Raw genomic sequence first — 14,873 nt, 5'->3', positions numbered from 1 at the left:
GTTATGATTTTCTTCTTTCGATTTCGTCTCTAATTTTAGCAGCAGCCTCATACTGCTCCTCTTGGATAGCCTTTTGTAGGGCTAAGTCTAACTGCTCTGAACTTAAAGATGCATATGGAGATGTAATGGGTTCAGGGCGTAGAGACGGTTTTGATGAATTGTTTTCTTCAGTTGAAGGAGTAGATGAGGTGGTGGTGCTGGATTCTTTCGGTGTATCTGTAGCTGCTGTCGAGCTGATATTTTCCAAAAAGGCAAAATCATTACTCTCTATCACGATGCCCGCTGCCGACATAATAAAGTCGTAGGTATAAATGGGGCATCCAAATCGTACGGCCAACGCTACAGCATCCGAAGTACGTGCGTCCAACTCCACTACACTACTACCATTTTTGAAAAGAATCTTAGCGAAAAATATCCCATCCACCAGGTTATAAATCAATACTTCTTCTAAATCAATGGTAAATGCTTGCGCAAAAGATTTAAATAAATCGTGTGTTAGCGGCCTGCTAGGGGTCATTTTTTCAATTTCTACCGCTATAGCCTGAGCTTCAAAGCCACCTATGATAATAGGAAGTCTCCTGTTGCCATCTACCTCACCTAATACAAGAGCATAGGCACCAGATTGCGTCTGGCTATATGATAAACCTACTATGTCTAACTTAATTTTATTCATCCTCTCACCTTCGATGGTACAAATATGTGAATATTAACGGCAAAAAAAAAGCGGTGGAAGTATTTTTTACCTTCACCACTTCTATTACTAAAGGATTTAGCTATTTAAATTCCTTTGTGATTTTTTAAGGCCTCAATTAATTTTGGAACCACTTCAAAAGCATCGCCCACAATACCGTAGTCGGCAACTTTAAAAAATGGCGCTTCAGGATCCTTATTTATTACGACAATAGTCTTGGAGGAGCTTACCCCAGCCAGGTGCTGTATAGCGCCAGAAATACCTATTGCAATGTATAAATTCGGACTCACAACGATACCAGTTTGCCCTACGTGCTCTGCATGGGGCCGCCAGCCTGCATCCGACACAGGTTTAGAACACGCTGTTGCGGCGCCTAGAACCTCCGCTAAGTCTTCCACCATAGCCCAATTCTCGGGTCCTTTAAGTCCTCTACCTGCAGAAACGACAATCTCTGCTTCAGGGAGTGCTATTTTATCCGTAGCGCGAACAATATCTTTTACTAAAGTGCCAAAATCCGCTTCCGTTAAGTCAGCCGTAAAGTCCACAATTGTAGCCGTGGTCGGCGCCTCTTTAGCCGAAAAGGCATTCGGGTTTATGCTAAGCACCTTCACCGGTGCATCTAAAGATACGGTGGCAATCGCCTTATTCGAAAATGCCGTTTTCGTTACCTTCAACGTATGGCCATCGAAGCTGGGTACAGCGGTAGCCCCCGCTACTAGTCCGGCATTAAGTTTTGCCGCAATACGCGGTGCCAAACCTTTGCCGCTAAAGGTATTTGATAAAACTACAATTTCTGCATTTTCTTGCTTCGCTGCAGCCGCAACAAGGGCAGCGTAGGCCTGATTAACGAAATTCTTGAGGTTATCTTTGTTTACATGTAATACCTTAGCTATGCCGTAGTTCCCTAATTTCTGCAATTCCGAAGCGCTGACATCCCCAATGGCAATAGCTATAGCTTCCGTATTTAACAAACCTGCAATTTCTTTACCATAAGAAGCCGCTTCAAAGGCCGATTTCTTTAAAATGCCTTCGGTATTTTCAATATATACTAGTACTGACATAATAATTTCTTTTTCGTTAGATTACTTTTGCTTCGTTATGTAATAAATCCACCAATCCATTAATATCGCTCTCGTCGACTAATTTAACGGCGCCCCGCGGTGCTGGACTGCGGTAGCTTGTAATTTTTGTTAATGGCTCTATAGCAATTGCGGTGCGTACTTCTAAAGGCTTCGTTCGTGCAGCCATAATCCCACGCATATTAGGAATCTTAACCTCTGCAACACCTTCCGCAGTTCCAATAACAACTGGTAACGATGCGGTCAGCACCTCCTTACCCCCCTCAATTTCGCGGTCAATCTGTGCCTGTCCATTTTCAACCTTTAAACCTTTGGCAATAGATACCGAAGGGATGTGAAGTAACTCGCCCAGCATGGCTGTTACCTGAGCACCGTTGTAATCAATCGATTCACGACCGGTTAAAATAAGGTCAAAACTATTTTCTTTAACATATGCTGCAATTTGGTTGGCAACAAACCAAGCGTCGCTGGCGGCAGCATCCACCCGTACCGCATTATCTGCACCTATGGCTAAAGCCTTGCGTATCGTTGGCTCTGTACTGCTATCACCAACGTTAATCACCGTAACACTTCCTGAGGTACTTGTAGCCAAATCTACTGCTTTGGATAAGGCAATCTCGTCGTAAGGATTGATAATGTATTGAATACCGGCCGAATTAAACTCGGTATCCGCTTGGGTAAAGGTTATTTTTGCTGTCGTGTCTGGGACATTACTTATGCAAACTAATATTCTCATACTATTGGCTTTTAGTTTAAAACTATTAATTATCAATTAGGTTTCTACCAAATATAAGTATAAATTTTATAAATCCTATGCGTGCATAATAATTTTGTTTTTTAACTTCGGTTTAACTTTATTTGTAATTTATAACGATTTAAATGGACAAAACTATACAGTTGCTCGAGTTTATTAAAGAAAGCCCCCATGATCCTTTTTTGCATTATGCCTTAACCATGGAATACGTAAAAGCCGAAGACTTTGAAAAAGCCAAACAGGGTTTTGAAAACCTGGTTCAAAATTTTCCAGATTACGTGGGTACCTATTACCATTTCGGGAAGCTATTAGAAAAATTAAATAATAAGTCAGCGGCCGAAGAAATTTACAATAGAGGAATACTTATAGCCAGCCAGCAACGCAAGATGCATGCTAAGGGCGAATTGATGGGGGCATTAAATATGCTAAAAGGTTTTGATGACGACGATGATTATTAAAAAGTCGGCATAAGTATAGTTTTGGTATCCTTTTTGATTAAGGATATTTAACAAGTACTATGCGGGTTTTATTTTACATATCAATAGTTGTATTTTTCACGTGTATCCTAAGCTGTATTAACAATCAGAAAACATCCGTAGCTAAGGAGAAAATGGAAAATCAAGAATTGCGGGCAGCAAATGTTGTCGGCATCTATTCAGGTAATTTACCTTGTGTCGATTGCGATGCCATCAGTACCGTTCTAGAAATAAACAGAGATCAATCCTATGTTTTGCGTTATACCTATGAAGGGAAGTCTGCAGATGAGTTTGTAAAAGAAGGGTCCTGGGAGATTGAAAAGAATAAACTGACGCTAAATGGTATTGATTATAAATATAAAGTAGGCGATGAAAATTTAGTACAGCTGGATTTGTCAGGAAATGAGATTACAGGCGATTTAGCTCAGAAATATTGGTTACCCAAAGTAAAATAAGGGTCAATAACAAAAAAGATCCTCATGAAGAGGATCTTTTTTGTTATTGACATATTTCTTTTAGTTTCGCTACCACCACATCAATTTCTTCTTTCGTATTGTTTTTGCTAAAAGAGAAACGAACGGATGGTCGAGCGCTATCGGCTTTTATTCCGGTTAGGACATGCGATCCAATATCCGATCCTGAACTGCAGGCACTGCCTCCTGATGCTGAAATACCGGCTATATCCAAGTTAAATAACAGCATATCGCTCATATCCGTGCATGGTAACGATACATTTAATACCGTATACAACGATTTATCGGCTTCAATATTTCCATTAAAACGAACATCAGGTATTGCCTTTTGCAATTCACTGATCATATAATCTTTTAGGTTTTGAATATAAGCCTGATGCGCATCCATATCACGATACGCAATTTCTAAGGCTTTCGCTAAACCCACAATACCATACACATTTTCGGTACCACCGCGCATATTTCTTTCCTGCGCACCGCCATAGATAAAAGGTTTTATCTTATTGTTAGCATTAATATATAAAAAGCCTACACCTTTAGGACCATGGAATTTGTGACCGGCACCGGTAATAAAATCGATTTTTAATTCCGAAAGATTATGTATATAATGCCCCATTGTCTGCACGGTATCCGAATGAAAGATCGCATTATAGGTATTACATATCTCTGAAATCTTTTTAATATCACTCAAGTTGCCTAACTCGTTGTTGGCATGCATAATAGACACCAACGAGCGCGGGTTCTCGGCCAATAAAGCTGTTAAATGAGCCAGGTCAATATTTCCCTTTTCATCCAGATTCAGGATACTTAATTTTATATTTCCGACCCTTTCCTGTTCCTCTAAGGTGTGCAAAACCGCATGGTGCTCTATTGGCGATGTAATCGCATGGGTAATACCAAAGTCGGCAATAGAGCGTGTTATCGCCATATTATCAGCTTCAGTACCACCAGAGGTAAAGAAGATTTCCGAGGGGGAAGCATGTAATAAGTTGGCAATTGTTCTTCTTGCCTTTTCAACTAATGTTTTAACCTGACGGCCATGTGCATGAATCGATGATGGGTTTCCAAAGTCATTTTTCATGGCTTCTACCATCACTTCAATCACTTCAGCGTCTAAGGGTGTTGTTGCTGCGTTATCTAAATATACTTGCATGCGGCAAATTTACGTATTGTGTATAAATTTTTTATCTTTTTTTTGGGTGGAAATCAATAGCATACCTACTGCTAAAAGGCAGCCAAAAAGTGCTATAAAAACAATAACATCTCCATTTTTGGTGTAGAATGTAAGGTCTTCATTCAGGTTTATCTCCTGCGTTAAAGAGGCAGGCGTCCACCAAGAGGTCTTTTGAACAATATCTCCACGTTGGTTAATAAAACCAGAGATTCCGGTATTTGCCGAGCGGGCTACCCATCTTCTATTTTCTATGGCCCTCAGTTTGGCATAAGCGAGGTGCTGATCTTTTCCTGACGTATTTTTCCACCAGCCATCGTTGGTAATAATCGTAATAAATTGTGCTCCTTTTTTTACATAATCAGCCACATAGTTTCCCCATATCGATTCGTAACAAATAACAGGTGCAGCACCGATACCGCTTTGGCTGTACAATACCGATGGTTCCGGGTCCGAGCCGTAACCTCCCGTTGTACCCCCGAAATGCTGAAACAGTGGTTTCATAAAAGCCAATACATTTCCAAACGGCATTAGCTCTACACCCGGTACCAGCTTAGATTTATGGTAAAACTGCAGTTTTGTTGAACCATCAACCAAAACTGCGGCATTGTAACTTTCTATAAACTTATCAGCATAAGGTTGTGCTGTAAATGTTTTCTGCTCCGGAAACAAAGCATAGCTTTCTATACCAGTAACAATATTTCCGTTATGGTAGTTCGCTAAGAAGGTTACCATCTGCTCGTAAGCGGGGTAGGAGCGAAAGTCATCTTCGTTGATTCCCCCTCTAGCCGATACTGCCGTCTCTGGCCAAATAAAAAACTCGGTATTCGGTTTAGCAACTTTTTCGGACAAGGCAATTAACTGCGCCAGCTGTTCCTCGGGCGTAATATCCCCAAATTTATGGTAAGGGTCAATATTAGGTTGTACCACCACAACCTCTGATGGATTCAAACGTTCCTCGAAGGTATTGTATTGGAATAAGGAAATCCCTATAGGCACAAAAAATACGATGGCAATAGCAACAAACAGTGTACGGTTGCTAAAGGCTTCGATTTTGTTTTTATATTGCCAGTAAGTCAAAAATACGAGTAAATTGCATATCCATACCCATAAGGTACCACCAAATACCCCCGTATAACTATACCACTGTACAAGCTGATGCGTATTGGCAAAACCATTGCCTAAGGTCATCCAAGGAAACTCCAAGCTCCAGCATTGGTGTAGATATTCATATCCAATCCATAGCGACACCAAAGCGATAAAGCCGCTTGTCACGGATTTTGTTTTCCGTATCTGATAATACAAGCGGAAAACTGTAGCCATAAGCAAAGGTGCCAAGCCAAAAGGAATTAAGGCTATAAGTAGGGAAACCGCAGTAGGCAAAAAGGCATTCATGGCATTAAAGACCCAATAAATGGAGGCTGTATTCCACACAAAACCGGTTAAAAATGCAGTCCAGAAAACTTTGCGCCCTTTATGGCTATAGTTACCGCGCATAATCTGTTCTACAGCCAGCAGCAGCGGTACAAATCCTACCAGTAATAAAAGGCCTGTATAAGGCATAGGAGGCCATGCAAGCCACAATATAAAGGCACTTAAAAGTGCCAGTAAATAATTTTGTTTCACGCTATTTTATAGTTCTGAAAGAATTTCTGCTTTTTTTGTCTCGTACTCCGCCTGTGTAATCAACTGTTTATCGTATAAGCTTTTTAGCTTTTTTAGCTTTAACGTTAACTCATCCTCATCCTCCATCTCGTGCGCAGGAGCAGGAATAGACACAGGTGTAGTCGTGGTAGCGGTTGTCGGAACAGGATTTACCTTAGGCTCATCCTTAACCGTTTCTGCTGTTGGAGCCTGCGGTTCCGGTGCGGAAATAACCGGTTTTTCAACTGCTGCAGAAGGCGTATAAACCTCGCGTGGTGCAACTACAGGTTTCGGCGTTTCCTTTACTGGCGCTGCTGTAGCCAGCAGTCCTTCATTTTTAGAATCTTCTAAAGCCTCTTTTATAAGCTGATATAATTTTCGAGCCTGTATTTTCGGGATATAATCTATGCTTAAGTTTTCTGCAGTAAACGGAATTACCGTAACCTTAGACCCGAAAATCTCCTCTTTAAATGCAATATCTTTAATATCTTTCCAGGAGAATATCTCAAAATTTGTCGCCAGGCCTAACTTCGTAAATTCGCATAAAAAGATGCGTTTATTACTGATGGTAATACTATCAGGCAACAAGGTAACAGCGGGTTTTTTCTGTAAGGCAATATAGCTGATTGCTTCACCGTGGGTAAGCATATCAACAATTTTAGTATATAATTTTTCTACAATTTTAGGATCTTGTCCATCTTGTATATATCGGTCTAAACTCATATGCGTAGAGATAAAAATTGTTTAGGTAAATATACTTAATTAATCTAATCCAGCCACACAAAAGACAAACTCACCTTTTATAGGGTTATTTTCAAAATGCTGCTTAAGTTCCGTAAGTGTTCCACGTACATTCTCTTCGTACATTTTACTTAACTCCCTAGAAATAGAAGCCTGCCGCTCAGGGCCAAAATAATGGATAAACTCGTCTATGGTTTTCAATATCCGGTGAGGCGACTCGTAAAATATCATGGTTCGTTTCTCCTCGGCAAGGATTTTCATGCGTGTTTGGCGCCCCTTTTTTACGGGTAAGAACCCCTCAAAACAGAAGCGGTCGTTGGGTAATCCCGAGTTCACAAGAGCAGGCACAAAAGCTGTTGCTCCGGGTAAACATTGTACCTCCAGCCCCTCTTTTATGGCTTCGCGAACCAACAGAAAACCAGGGTCAGAAATTGCCGGTGTGCCGGCATCTGAAATAAGTGCTATATGCTGACCCTCCTTGAGGAATTTAATAATCTCTGAAACCGCTTTATGCTCGTTATGTTGATGGTGGGCAAATACTTTTTTGTCGATACCAAAGTGCTTTAATAAGGGGGCACTGGTGCGTGTATCCTCCGCTAAAATTACATCAGCTTCCTTTAATATACGAATGGCACGGAAGGTCATATCTTCCAAATTTCCAATGGGGGTAGGTACTAAATATAACATGTTTCAAAGGTACTGTTATTTGATTAATCTTGTTGTTATATTTTATAGAGATATTACTGCCTATTATTTTATATTTCGTAAATTTGACCCTTTAAACTCATAATAACATATGTTGCAGTTAAATTATATCCGTGAAAACAGGGATGCGGTAATCGAAAGATTAGCCGTAAAAAATTTTAAAGAGGCCGGCCTAATCGATGAGATTATAGGCTTGGATGAACAACGCCGTAAGATTCAAAATGAATCCGACGCGTTAGCTGCAGAAGCAAATTCCTCGGCAAAGCAAATTGGAGATTTAATGCGTCAGGGTAAAAAAGAAGAAGCTGAAGCTATAAAATCCAAATCCTCCGGATATAAAGAGCAGGTAAAACAATTCACAGAAAAGCTTGCTGCAGTAGAGCAGGAGTTAAACCATAAGATTGTGCAGTTGCCAAATTTGCCACATCAGTCTGTACCTGTTGGTATATCGGCAGACGATAATGAGGTCGTTCTTACCCACGGGGAGCTGCCAACCTTGCATGGTGAAGCATTGCCACATTGGGAACTGATGGCAAAATATGATATTGTAGACCTGGAGTTGGGCGTAAAAGTTACGGGTGCAGGTTTCCCTGTTTACAAGGGTAAAGGAGCGCGTTTGCAGCGAGCTTTGTTGAACTTCTTCCTAGACCAAGCTGCCGAAGTGGGGTATAATGAAGTTCAAGTTCCTATATTGGTGAATGAAGCCTCGGCATTTGCTACCGGACAATTGCCGGATAAAGAAGGGCAGATGTATCATGTCGGTAATGATGATTTGTATCTTATACCAACGGCGGAAGTGCCGGTAACCAATCTATACCGCGATGTTATTGTCAAAGAAGATCAATTGCCCCTAAAACACTGCGCATATACACCTTGTTTCCGCCGTGAGGCAGGTTCCTATGGTGCGCATGTACGTGGTTTAAATCGTTTGCATCAGTTTGATAAAGTCGAAACTGTACAGTTGGTACACCCCGATAAGTCATATGAAGCCATTGAAGAAATGAGCCTTTATGTACAAGGGCTATTGCAAAAATTAGAGCTGCCGTATCGCGTTTTACGTTTGTGTGGTGGTGATATGAGCTTTGCCTCAGCATTGACCTATGATATGGAAGTATACAGTGCCGCACAAGAGCGTTGGTTGGAAGTATCATCGGTATCTAACTTTGAAACCTACCAGTCAAACCGCCTAAAGGTTCGTTTTAAAAATGCAGACGGCAAGATGCAGTTGGCGCATACGTTAAATGGTTCTGCATTGGCGCTACCTCGTATTGTGGCTTCTATTTTAGAAAATAACCAAACCGAAAAAGGTATAAAAATCCCTGCGGTTTTAGTGCCATACACTGGTTTTGAATATATTGATTAATACAGAAGTGGCAGCGCTATTTTGCAGTAAACTGCCCTTAAAAAATTAAAGCATAAAAATTAAGCGGGGTCATGACCCCGCTTAATTTTTATGCTTCTGCTCTTCTTTATATTGCTGTGCAAAAGACTTTTTCGGTAAAATCGGAAGATCCCGATTATCGCCCCATGCTTTTTTGAAGAACCTTCGGAGTATAAAATTCTTGAACCTTCCACCAAAGAAATCGAGCCACTTTCTTTTTTGTATAAAGTAGGCGAAACCTTTCCATAATCTTTTTTCCTCGACCGTTGCCAACCCTTCTTGTACCGAGTCTCTACGGTTTACCAGTAACATTTTTTGAATATCTATACCCACTGGGCACACCTCCGTACACTTACCACATAAAGTCGAAGCATAGGATAGATGTTTAAATTCTTTCATACCACTAAGGTGTGGTGTTATTAACGATCCTATTGGTCCCTGATAGGTAGTGTTATAACTATGTCCACCAATATTTTGGTAAATAGGACATACATTAAGGCAGGAACCGCAGCGTATACAATACAACCCTTCTCGCTGTTCCTTTTTCGCGAGCAGGCTGCTGCGGCCGTTATCCACCAAGATAACAATCATTTCCTCGGGGCCGTCTGTCTCGGAGCTTAGCCGAGGGCCGCTGATTAAACTGTTGTAAACGGTTAGGTTCTGACCTGTACCGTGCGACGCCAACAGCGGCCACATCAAGTCCAGATCCAGCATGTTTGGGATAATTTTTTCTATGCCAGCAAGGACGATATGCACCTTCGGGAAAGTGCTGGTAAGACGGGCATTGCCTTCATTTTCTGTAATAGCAATGCTACCCGTATCCGCAACCAGAAAATTGGCGCCTGTAATACCAATATCTGCCGTAATAAATCGCTCGCGTAGCAGCTCACGTGCCTTTTGTGTTAGCTGTTCTGCTGTAGCATCCAATGGCATAGCAAACTTTTCATGAAAAAGTTGGGCTATATCTTCGGTACGCAAATGCATAGCAGGGGTTACAAAATGATAGGGTTTTTGGTTTAACAACTGAATAATAAACTCCCCAAGATCACTTTCAAGGACTTCAACACCTCTTTTTTCTAAAAATGGATTCAGTTCTATCTCTTCTGTGACCATAGATTTAGATTTCACCACCGTGCGAGCCTGCTGTTTCTCCACTATTTTCCAAATCTCCTGCCGTGCCTCTTCCGCATCATTTGCCCAGATTACCTTGCCACCACTACGCGTAAAGTTGTATTCAAACTCTACCAGATAGCGGTCCAGGTTTTCTATAGCACGCCACTTAATCAGATTGGCCTTTTTCTTCGAATTTTCTAAATCAATAAATTTATGCTTGCTATTTTCAAACGCCCTATTGTACTTATCCATCGTACGACGTACAATCTCGCGATGATTAAGGTCAAATGATTTAGCTGAGCTATCTGATAAAAATTTTGTGGCCGTATTTTGCGCCATGGCTTGTATGTACTTAAAGAATCGTCTTGTAAAAATAAAAGTTGGTTAAACTGTAACCAACTTTTAAATATAAACTAATTAATTTAAAATTTATTGTTTTATACTTTTACTGCTAAGCTTAGTTCGTCAAGCTGTGCCCTGTCTATCGTTGCCGGAGCATCGATCATTACATCACGTCCTGCGTTGTTTTTAGGGAACGCAATAAAATCGCGGATAGTCTCTTGTCCGCTTAAGATGGCAACCAAACGGTCCAGCCCGAATGCTAACCCACCATGTGGAGGGGCACCATAGGTAAATGCATTCATTAAGAAGCCAAACTGCTCTTGTGCTTGCTCGTTAGTAAAGCCTAAATGTTTAAACATTAGTGCTTGCGTTTCCTTGTCGTGGATACGAATGGAACCACCACCAATTTCATTTCCGTTCAGCACTAAATCGTATGCATTGGCACGAACCTTTGCTGGATCGGTATCCAATAGGTGCATATCTTCTTTTTTAGGCGCTGTAAAAGGGTGGTGCATAGCATGGAAACGTGCCGAGTCTTCATCCCATTCCAATAGCGGGAAATCAACGACCCATAATGGTGCAAATTCCTCTGGATTACGTAGCCCTAAGCGATTTCCTAATTCCATACGTAAGGCACTCAGCTGGGCGCGTGTTTTAGAAGCAGGGCCCGATAACACTAAAATAAGATCGCCAGCTTTCGCACCTGTAAGTTCTGCCCATTGCGCTAAATCGGTTTGATCATAGAATTTGTCCACCGATGATTTATAAGAGCCATCGCTTTCACACTTTACATACACCATACCGCTCGCGCCAACCTGCGGACGTTTCACCCATTCGATAAGTTCATCGATTTGTTTACGGGTGTACGAGGCTGCTTCAGGTACCGCAATACCTACCACAAGCTCTGCATTGTTAAATACAGCAAAATCCTTGTGCTGTGTTACGGCATTTAATTCGCCGAATTTCATGCCAAAGCGGATATCTGGTTTATCATTACCATAGGTGCGCATGGCTTCATCGAATGTCATACGTGGAAAGTTGCCCAGCTCAAGGTTGTGGAATTTCTTTAACAATGAGCGGGTTAGTCCTTCAAAAACCTGCAGTATATCTTCCTGATCGATAAAAGACATTTCGCAGTCAATTTGGGTAAACTCGGGCTGTCTGTCGGCACGAAGGTCTTCGTCACGGAAGCATTTTACAATCTGAAAGTATTTATCCATACCGCCTACCATCAACAATTGTTTGAATTGCTGTGGCGATTGGGGTAAAGCGTAAAATTGCCCCGGGTTCATGCGTGATGGTACCACAAAGTCGCGCGCTCCTTCTGGGGTAGATTTTATCAAATATGGCGTTTCAACTTCACAGAAGTCTAAATTCGATAAGTAGTTGCGTACCTCCTGTGTAACTTTATGACGGAAAAGTAAGCTATTTTTTACTGGGTTACGACGGATGTCCAGGTATCTGTATTTCATACGAATATCTTCTCCTCCATCGGTGTTGTCTTCAATAGTAAATGGTGGTAATTGCGATTCGTTTAATATCGAAAGTTCCGATACAAGGACTTCGATAGCGCCTGTAGGAATATTGTTGTTTTTAGACTCACGCTCAATAACGGTGCCTTTAATTTGTATAACAAACTCACGGCCTAAAGATTTCGCGGCCTCCATTACCGATACATCTGTACGTGCCTCGTCGAATATAAGTTGTGTAATACCATAGCGGTCACGTAAATCGACCCATATCATAAATCCCTTATCCCTGGATTTCTGTACCCACCCGGCTAGTGTAACGGTAGTGTTGGTATTGGCAATGCGAAGTTCGCCACAATTATGACTTCTATACATATATATCTTTTTATTGAAGGTACAAAATTATTGCATTTGGCGGACAATAACGAATTATACCCTCTACGATTGATTAAAATTTTCAAGGTATTGCTGTTGTAAGGCCTACTGCGTGTCGCAAAAATGACGCTTTAATGGTCGAAATTTTTGGCCTTAAATGCTGGCTTTTTGAGGGCTTTTTAGGTACTAAAAATTTTATTAACAAATTGTGGATATTGGGAGTTTTGTGACTAGGTTTTTTTCTGCAGATTATACCGCCACTTTTTCCCACTTGAATGTATTTTTTGGTCAAATTATCTTTTTTTTACCCTCATTTTTGGTGAAATAAACAAGGAAAATATATTATGGGTTAAAAAAATATTCTTATCGCGATTCAATAAATAATGATGTTTTTAGCTGTTTTAGCAAGGGTTTCGAATGGAGTTTGTAGCTAAAATTTGATGTGGAAAACTTTTTTGTGGGGGATTGTGGGGGATTGTGGGGCAAAGTGTCTATTTTTACAATAAAATTAGATTAGGCATATAGGCTAATGAATTATTTGATCGGACAATACGAATGCAAGCTGGACGCCAAAGCACGAATGGTGGTTCCTGCAGCGCTCAAAAGGCAACTGCCTGATGTGGAGCGCGAAGGGCTTGTCGTAAACCGTGGATTCGACAAAAATTTGGTTATCTATACGCGTGCTGAATGGAATAAAATTTTAGATCAGCTTTCGCGACTTAATCAGTTTCAGGCAAAAAATAGAGATTTTGTGCGCAAGTTCACGAGTGGAGCAACGGAATTGATGCTCGATGCTGCTGGTCGTGTGTTGCTGCCGAAAAATTTGCTGGAATATGCGGCGATTGGTGCCGAGTTGGTTTTGGTTTGTAATCTGACGAAGGTGGAGCTCTGGGATAAGGTGAGGTATGAGGAGAAAATGGATGCTTTTACGGAGGAGGATTTCTCCGAATTGGCTGAACAGGTTATGGGGGATGTGGATCTTGATGGTCTTACCGGGGTTTAGGTTGGTTTAGCTGGGTTTAGCTGGGTTTAGGTTGTTTTATGAAATAGAATTAAATGGCGAACGAAGAAATATATCATGTGCCTGTCATGCTTCAGGAGTGTATTGAGGCTTTAGACATTAAACCTGAGGGCGTTTATGTGGACGTTACTTTTGGGGGAGGCGGCCATTCGCGCGAGATTTTGAAACATCTTGGCCCGAAGGGGAGATTGATTGCTTTTGATCAGGATCCGGATGCTTTAGCGAATGTGATAGCGGATGACCGTTTTGTATTGGTGCATCAGAATTTTCGCTTTCTGAAAAATTATCTTCGCCTTCAGGGGGTGAAACAGGTGGATGGCATTTTAGGGGATCTTGGTGTTTCTTCGCATCAGTTTGATGATGCTGAGCGTGGTTTCTCTATTCGCTTTGATGCGGATTTGGATATGCGTATGGATCAGGTGTCGGACCTGGATGCCCGGAAGGTGCTTAACACGTATGCTGAGGAGGATTTACACCGCATTTTTGGGATGTATGGTGAGGTGCAGAATGCGCGGTCTTTGGCGAAAACGATTGTTACTGCGCGCTTAACAGCGCCTATACAGACGGTGGAGCAGCTGAAGCAGATTATAAAAGGTAATGTTCCGAAAGGTAAAGAGCATAAGTATCATGCGCAGGTGTTTCAGGCTCTGCGTATTGAGGTGAATGGGGAGTTGGAGGCGTTGCAGGAGTTTTTACTGCAGACGGTTGGGGTGTTGAACCCGGCTGGACGTTTGGTTATTATGTCTTACCACTCTTTGGAGGATCGCTTGGTGAAGAATTTTATGTTGAAGGGGAAGTTTAAGGGGGATGTGGAGAAGGATTTCTTTGGTAATGAGATTAAACCTTTTGACGTGATTAGTAGAAAAGCTATTACGGCGTCTGCGGAGGAGTTGGCCTTGAATAATAGGTCTAGAAGCGCAAAATTGCGCATCGCAGCGAAGAAGGTTGCTGTAGATTAGGTTTAGGTTTTGGGTTTAGGTTAGGTTTAGGTTCGGGGCAGAGTATTTAGTTATTTATCTATTGGGATATGGCAAAAAAAAATACAGTACGTAACCAGGAGTTGAGTGAGGATGTGCAGGAGGAGATGTCGGATGCGGTGGAGGAGAAGGTAAAGGTAACGCGGAATTTTATGCGTACACTTTTTACGCCGACAAAACTGTCTACGTATTTGGTGACCAAGAATCTTCCTTTTGCTGCTTTTTTAACCTTGCTGGCCATGTTGTATATTTCTAATCGTCACTTGGCGGAACGTACGGTAAGGAGAATTGATTATTTGGGTAAAGAGGTGAAGGAGCTGAGTTGGGATTATAAATCTTTGTCGTCTGAATTAATGAAGTTGACAACACAGACGGAAATTGCAAAACGTGCCGATACTTTGGGGTTGAAGGAGCGTACGGAGCCACCAATTAAACTTGAAGTTGTTAAAACAAAAAAATAA

General features: G+C 41.5%; 15 protein-coding genes. 6 read left to right on the top strand and 9 right to left on the bottom strand.

Going from position 1 to position 14,873, the window contains the following annotated elements:
* Position 1: 1 nt before the first annotated feature.
* The 3 genes from ACL9RF_RS16880 to ACL9RF_RS16870 form a co-directional block, all read right to left on the bottom strand.
* Positions 2-673, bottom strand: a complete 672-nt coding sequence (locus ACL9RF_RS16880; RefSeq protein WP_422801816.1) for a bifunctional nuclease domain-containing protein — start codon at positions 671-673, stop codon at positions 2-4.
* Between the two features lie 104 nt (positions 674-777).
* Positions 778-1,752 (bottom strand): electron transfer flavoprotein subunit alpha/FixB family protein, encoded by a 975-nt coding sequence (locus ACL9RF_RS16875; protein WP_422801815.1) that lies wholly within the window; start codon positions 1,750-1,752, stop codon positions 778-780.
* 16 nt (positions 1,753-1,768) lie between these two features.
* Positions 1,769-2,506 (bottom strand): electron transfer flavoprotein subunit beta/FixA family protein, encoded by a 738-nt coding sequence (locus ACL9RF_RS16870; RefSeq protein ID WP_422801814.1) that lies wholly within the window; start codon positions 2,504-2,506, stop codon positions 1,769-1,771.
* A 143-nt stretch (positions 2,507-2,649) separates the two neighbouring features.
* Here ACL9RF_RS16870 and ACL9RF_RS16865 point away from each other — a divergent pair, with 143 nt between their 5' ends.
* Positions 2,650-2,982 (top strand): tetratricopeptide repeat protein, encoded by a 333-nt coding sequence (locus ACL9RF_RS16865; protein WP_422801813.1) that lies wholly within the window; start codon positions 2,650-2,652, stop codon positions 2,980-2,982.
* Between the two features lie 152 nt (positions 2,983-3,134).
* On the top strand, positions 3,135-3,455 hold the full coding sequence (locus ACL9RF_RS16860; protein ID WP_422801812.1) for a copper resistance protein NlpE: 321 nt from the start codon (positions 3,135-3,137) through the stop codon (positions 3,453-3,455).
* A 43-nt stretch (positions 3,456-3,498) separates the two neighbouring features.
* Here ACL9RF_RS16860 and ACL9RF_RS16855 read toward each other — a convergent pair whose 3' ends face one another.
* Genes ACL9RF_RS16855 through rsmI form a run of 4 tightly spaced genes read right to left on the bottom strand, consistent with a single transcriptional unit; the run spans position 3,499 to position 7,716 of the window.
* Positions 3,499-4,626 carry a cysteine desulfurase family protein gene (locus ACL9RF_RS16855; RefSeq protein WP_422801811.1) on the bottom strand — a complete coding sequence of 376 codons (1,128 nt, stop codon included), beginning with the start codon at positions 4,624-4,626 and terminating at the stop codon, positions 3,499-3,501.
* Positions 4,627-4,635: 9 nt separating this feature from the next.
* Positions 4,636-6,270 (bottom strand): apolipoprotein N-acyltransferase, encoded by a 1,635-nt coding sequence (lnt, locus tag ACL9RF_RS16850; RefSeq protein ID WP_422801810.1) that lies wholly within the window; start codon positions 6,268-6,270, stop codon positions 4,636-4,638.
* A 6-nt stretch (positions 6,271-6,276) separates the two neighbouring features.
* Positions 6,277-7,011, bottom strand: a complete 735-nt coding sequence (locus tag ACL9RF_RS16845) for a PH domain-containing protein (RefSeq protein WP_422801809.1) — start codon at positions 7,009-7,011, stop codon at positions 6,277-6,279.
* Between the two features lie 39 nt (positions 7,012-7,050).
* Positions 7,051-7,716: a 16S rRNA (cytidine(1402)-2'-O)-methyltransferase gene (gene rsmI / locus ACL9RF_RS16840; RefSeq protein ID WP_422801808.1), complete on the bottom strand. Its 666-nt coding sequence runs from the start codon at positions 7,714-7,716 to the stop codon at positions 7,051-7,053.
* Between the two features lie 109 nt (positions 7,717-7,825).
* Between rsmI and serS the strand changes: the two genes are divergently transcribed.
* Positions 7,826-9,097: a serine--tRNA ligase gene (serS, locus tag ACL9RF_RS16835; RefSeq protein ID WP_422801807.1), complete on the top strand. Its 1,272-nt coding sequence runs from the start codon at positions 7,826-7,828 to the stop codon at positions 9,095-9,097.
* Between the two features lie 81 nt (positions 9,098-9,178).
* On the opposite strand, the gene ACL9RF_RS16830 is transcribed toward serS, so the two are convergent.
* Both ACL9RF_RS16830 and aspS read right to left on the bottom strand, forming a co-directional pair.
* On the bottom strand, positions 9,179-10,567 hold the full coding sequence (locus ACL9RF_RS16830) for a LutB/LldF family L-lactate oxidation iron-sulfur protein (protein WP_422801806.1): 1,389 nt from the start codon (positions 10,565-10,567) through the stop codon (positions 9,179-9,181).
* Between the two features lie 98 nt (positions 10,568-10,665).
* Positions 10,666-12,414: an aspartate--tRNA ligase gene (aspS, locus tag ACL9RF_RS16825; RefSeq protein ID WP_422801805.1), complete on the bottom strand. Its 1,749-nt coding sequence runs from the start codon at positions 12,412-12,414 to the stop codon at positions 10,666-10,668.
* A 529-nt stretch (positions 12,415-12,943) separates the two neighbouring features.
* Here aspS and mraZ point away from each other — a divergent pair.
* From mraZ to ACL9RF_RS16810, 3 genes are all read left to right on the top strand, one after another.
* The gene (mraZ, locus tag ACL9RF_RS16820; protein WP_422801804.1) at positions 12,944-13,417 is read left to right on the top strand and encodes a division/cell wall cluster transcriptional repressor MraZ; all 474 of its coding nucleotides are present in this window, start codon (positions 12,944-12,946) and stop codon (positions 13,415-13,417) included.
* A gap of 53 nt (positions 13,418-13,470) precedes the next feature.
* A complete protein-coding gene (gene rsmH, locus ACL9RF_RS16815; protein WP_422801803.1) occupies positions 13,471-14,394 on the top strand; it encodes a 16S rRNA (cytosine(1402)-N(4))-methyltransferase RsmH in 924 nt (307 codons plus the stop codon).
* Positions 14,395-14,462: 68 nt separating this feature from the next.
* Positions 14,463-14,873: an FtsL-like putative cell division protein gene (locus ACL9RF_RS16810; protein ID WP_422801802.1), complete on the top strand. Its 411-nt coding sequence runs from the start codon at positions 14,463-14,465 to the stop codon at positions 14,871-14,873.

The sequence above is a fragment of the Sphingobacterium sp. Mn56C genome (genome assembly GCF_049319645.1).
Lineage (GTDB): Bacteria > Bacteroidota > Bacteroidia > Sphingobacteriales > Sphingobacteriaceae > Sphingobacterium.
The sequence above is the reverse complement of the archived record's forward strand: the minus strand, read 5'-3'. Positions and strand labels throughout refer to the sequence as shown.

What these genes read in the sequence shown, in the direction of transcription:
- ACL9RF_RS16880 (WP_422801816.1), bottom strand. Translation starts at nt 673, where the DNA reads ATGAATAAAATTAAGTTAGACATAGTAGGTTTATCATATAGCCAGACG.
- ACL9RF_RS16875 (WP_422801815.1), bottom strand. Translation starts at nt 1,752, where the DNA reads ATGTCAGTACTAGTATATATTGAAAATACCGAAGGCATTTTAAAGAAA.
- ACL9RF_RS16870 (WP_422801814.1), bottom strand. Translation starts at nt 2,506, where the DNA reads ATGAGAATATTAGTTTGCATAAGTAATGTCCCAGACACGACAGCAAAA.
- ACL9RF_RS16865 (WP_422801813.1), top strand. Translation starts at nt 2,650, where the DNA reads ATGGACAAAACTATACAGTTGCTCGAGTTTATTAAAGAAAGCCCCCAT.
- ACL9RF_RS16860 (WP_422801812.1), top strand. Translation starts at nt 3,135, where the DNA reads ATGGAAAATCAAGAATTGCGGGCAGCAAATGTTGTCGGCATCTATTCA.
- ACL9RF_RS16855 (WP_422801811.1), bottom strand. Translation starts at nt 4,626, where the DNA reads ATGCAAGTATATTTAGATAACGCAGCAACAACACCCTTAGACGCTGAA.
- ACL9RF_RS16845 (WP_422801809.1), bottom strand. Translation starts at nt 7,011, where the DNA reads ATGAGTTTAGACCGATATATACAAGATGGACAAGATCCTAAAATTGTA.
- rsmI (WP_422801808.1), bottom strand. Translation starts at nt 7,716, where the DNA reads ATGTTATATTTAGTACCTACCCCCATTGGAAATTTGGAAGATATGACC.
- serS (WP_422801807.1), top strand. Translation starts at nt 7,826, where the DNA reads ATGTTGCAGTTAAATTATATCCGTGAAAACAGGGATGCGGTAATCGAA.
- ACL9RF_RS16830 (WP_422801806.1), bottom strand. Translation starts at nt 10,567, where the DNA reads ATGGCGCAAAATACGGCCACAAAATTTTTATCAGATAGCTCAGCTAAA.
- aspS (WP_422801805.1), bottom strand. Translation starts at nt 12,414, where the DNA reads ATGTATAGAAGTCATAATTGTGGCGAACTTCGCATTGCCAATACCAAC.
- mraZ (WP_422801804.1), top strand. Translation starts at nt 12,944, where the DNA reads ATGAATTATTTGATCGGACAATACGAATGCAAGCTGGACGCCAAAGCA.
- rsmH (WP_422801803.1), top strand. Translation starts at nt 13,471, where the DNA reads ATGGCGAACGAAGAAATATATCATGTGCCTGTCATGCTTCAGGAGTGT.
- ACL9RF_RS16810 (WP_422801802.1), top strand. Translation starts at nt 14,463, where the DNA reads ATGGCAAAAAAAAATACAGTACGTAACCAGGAGTTGAGTGAGGATGTG.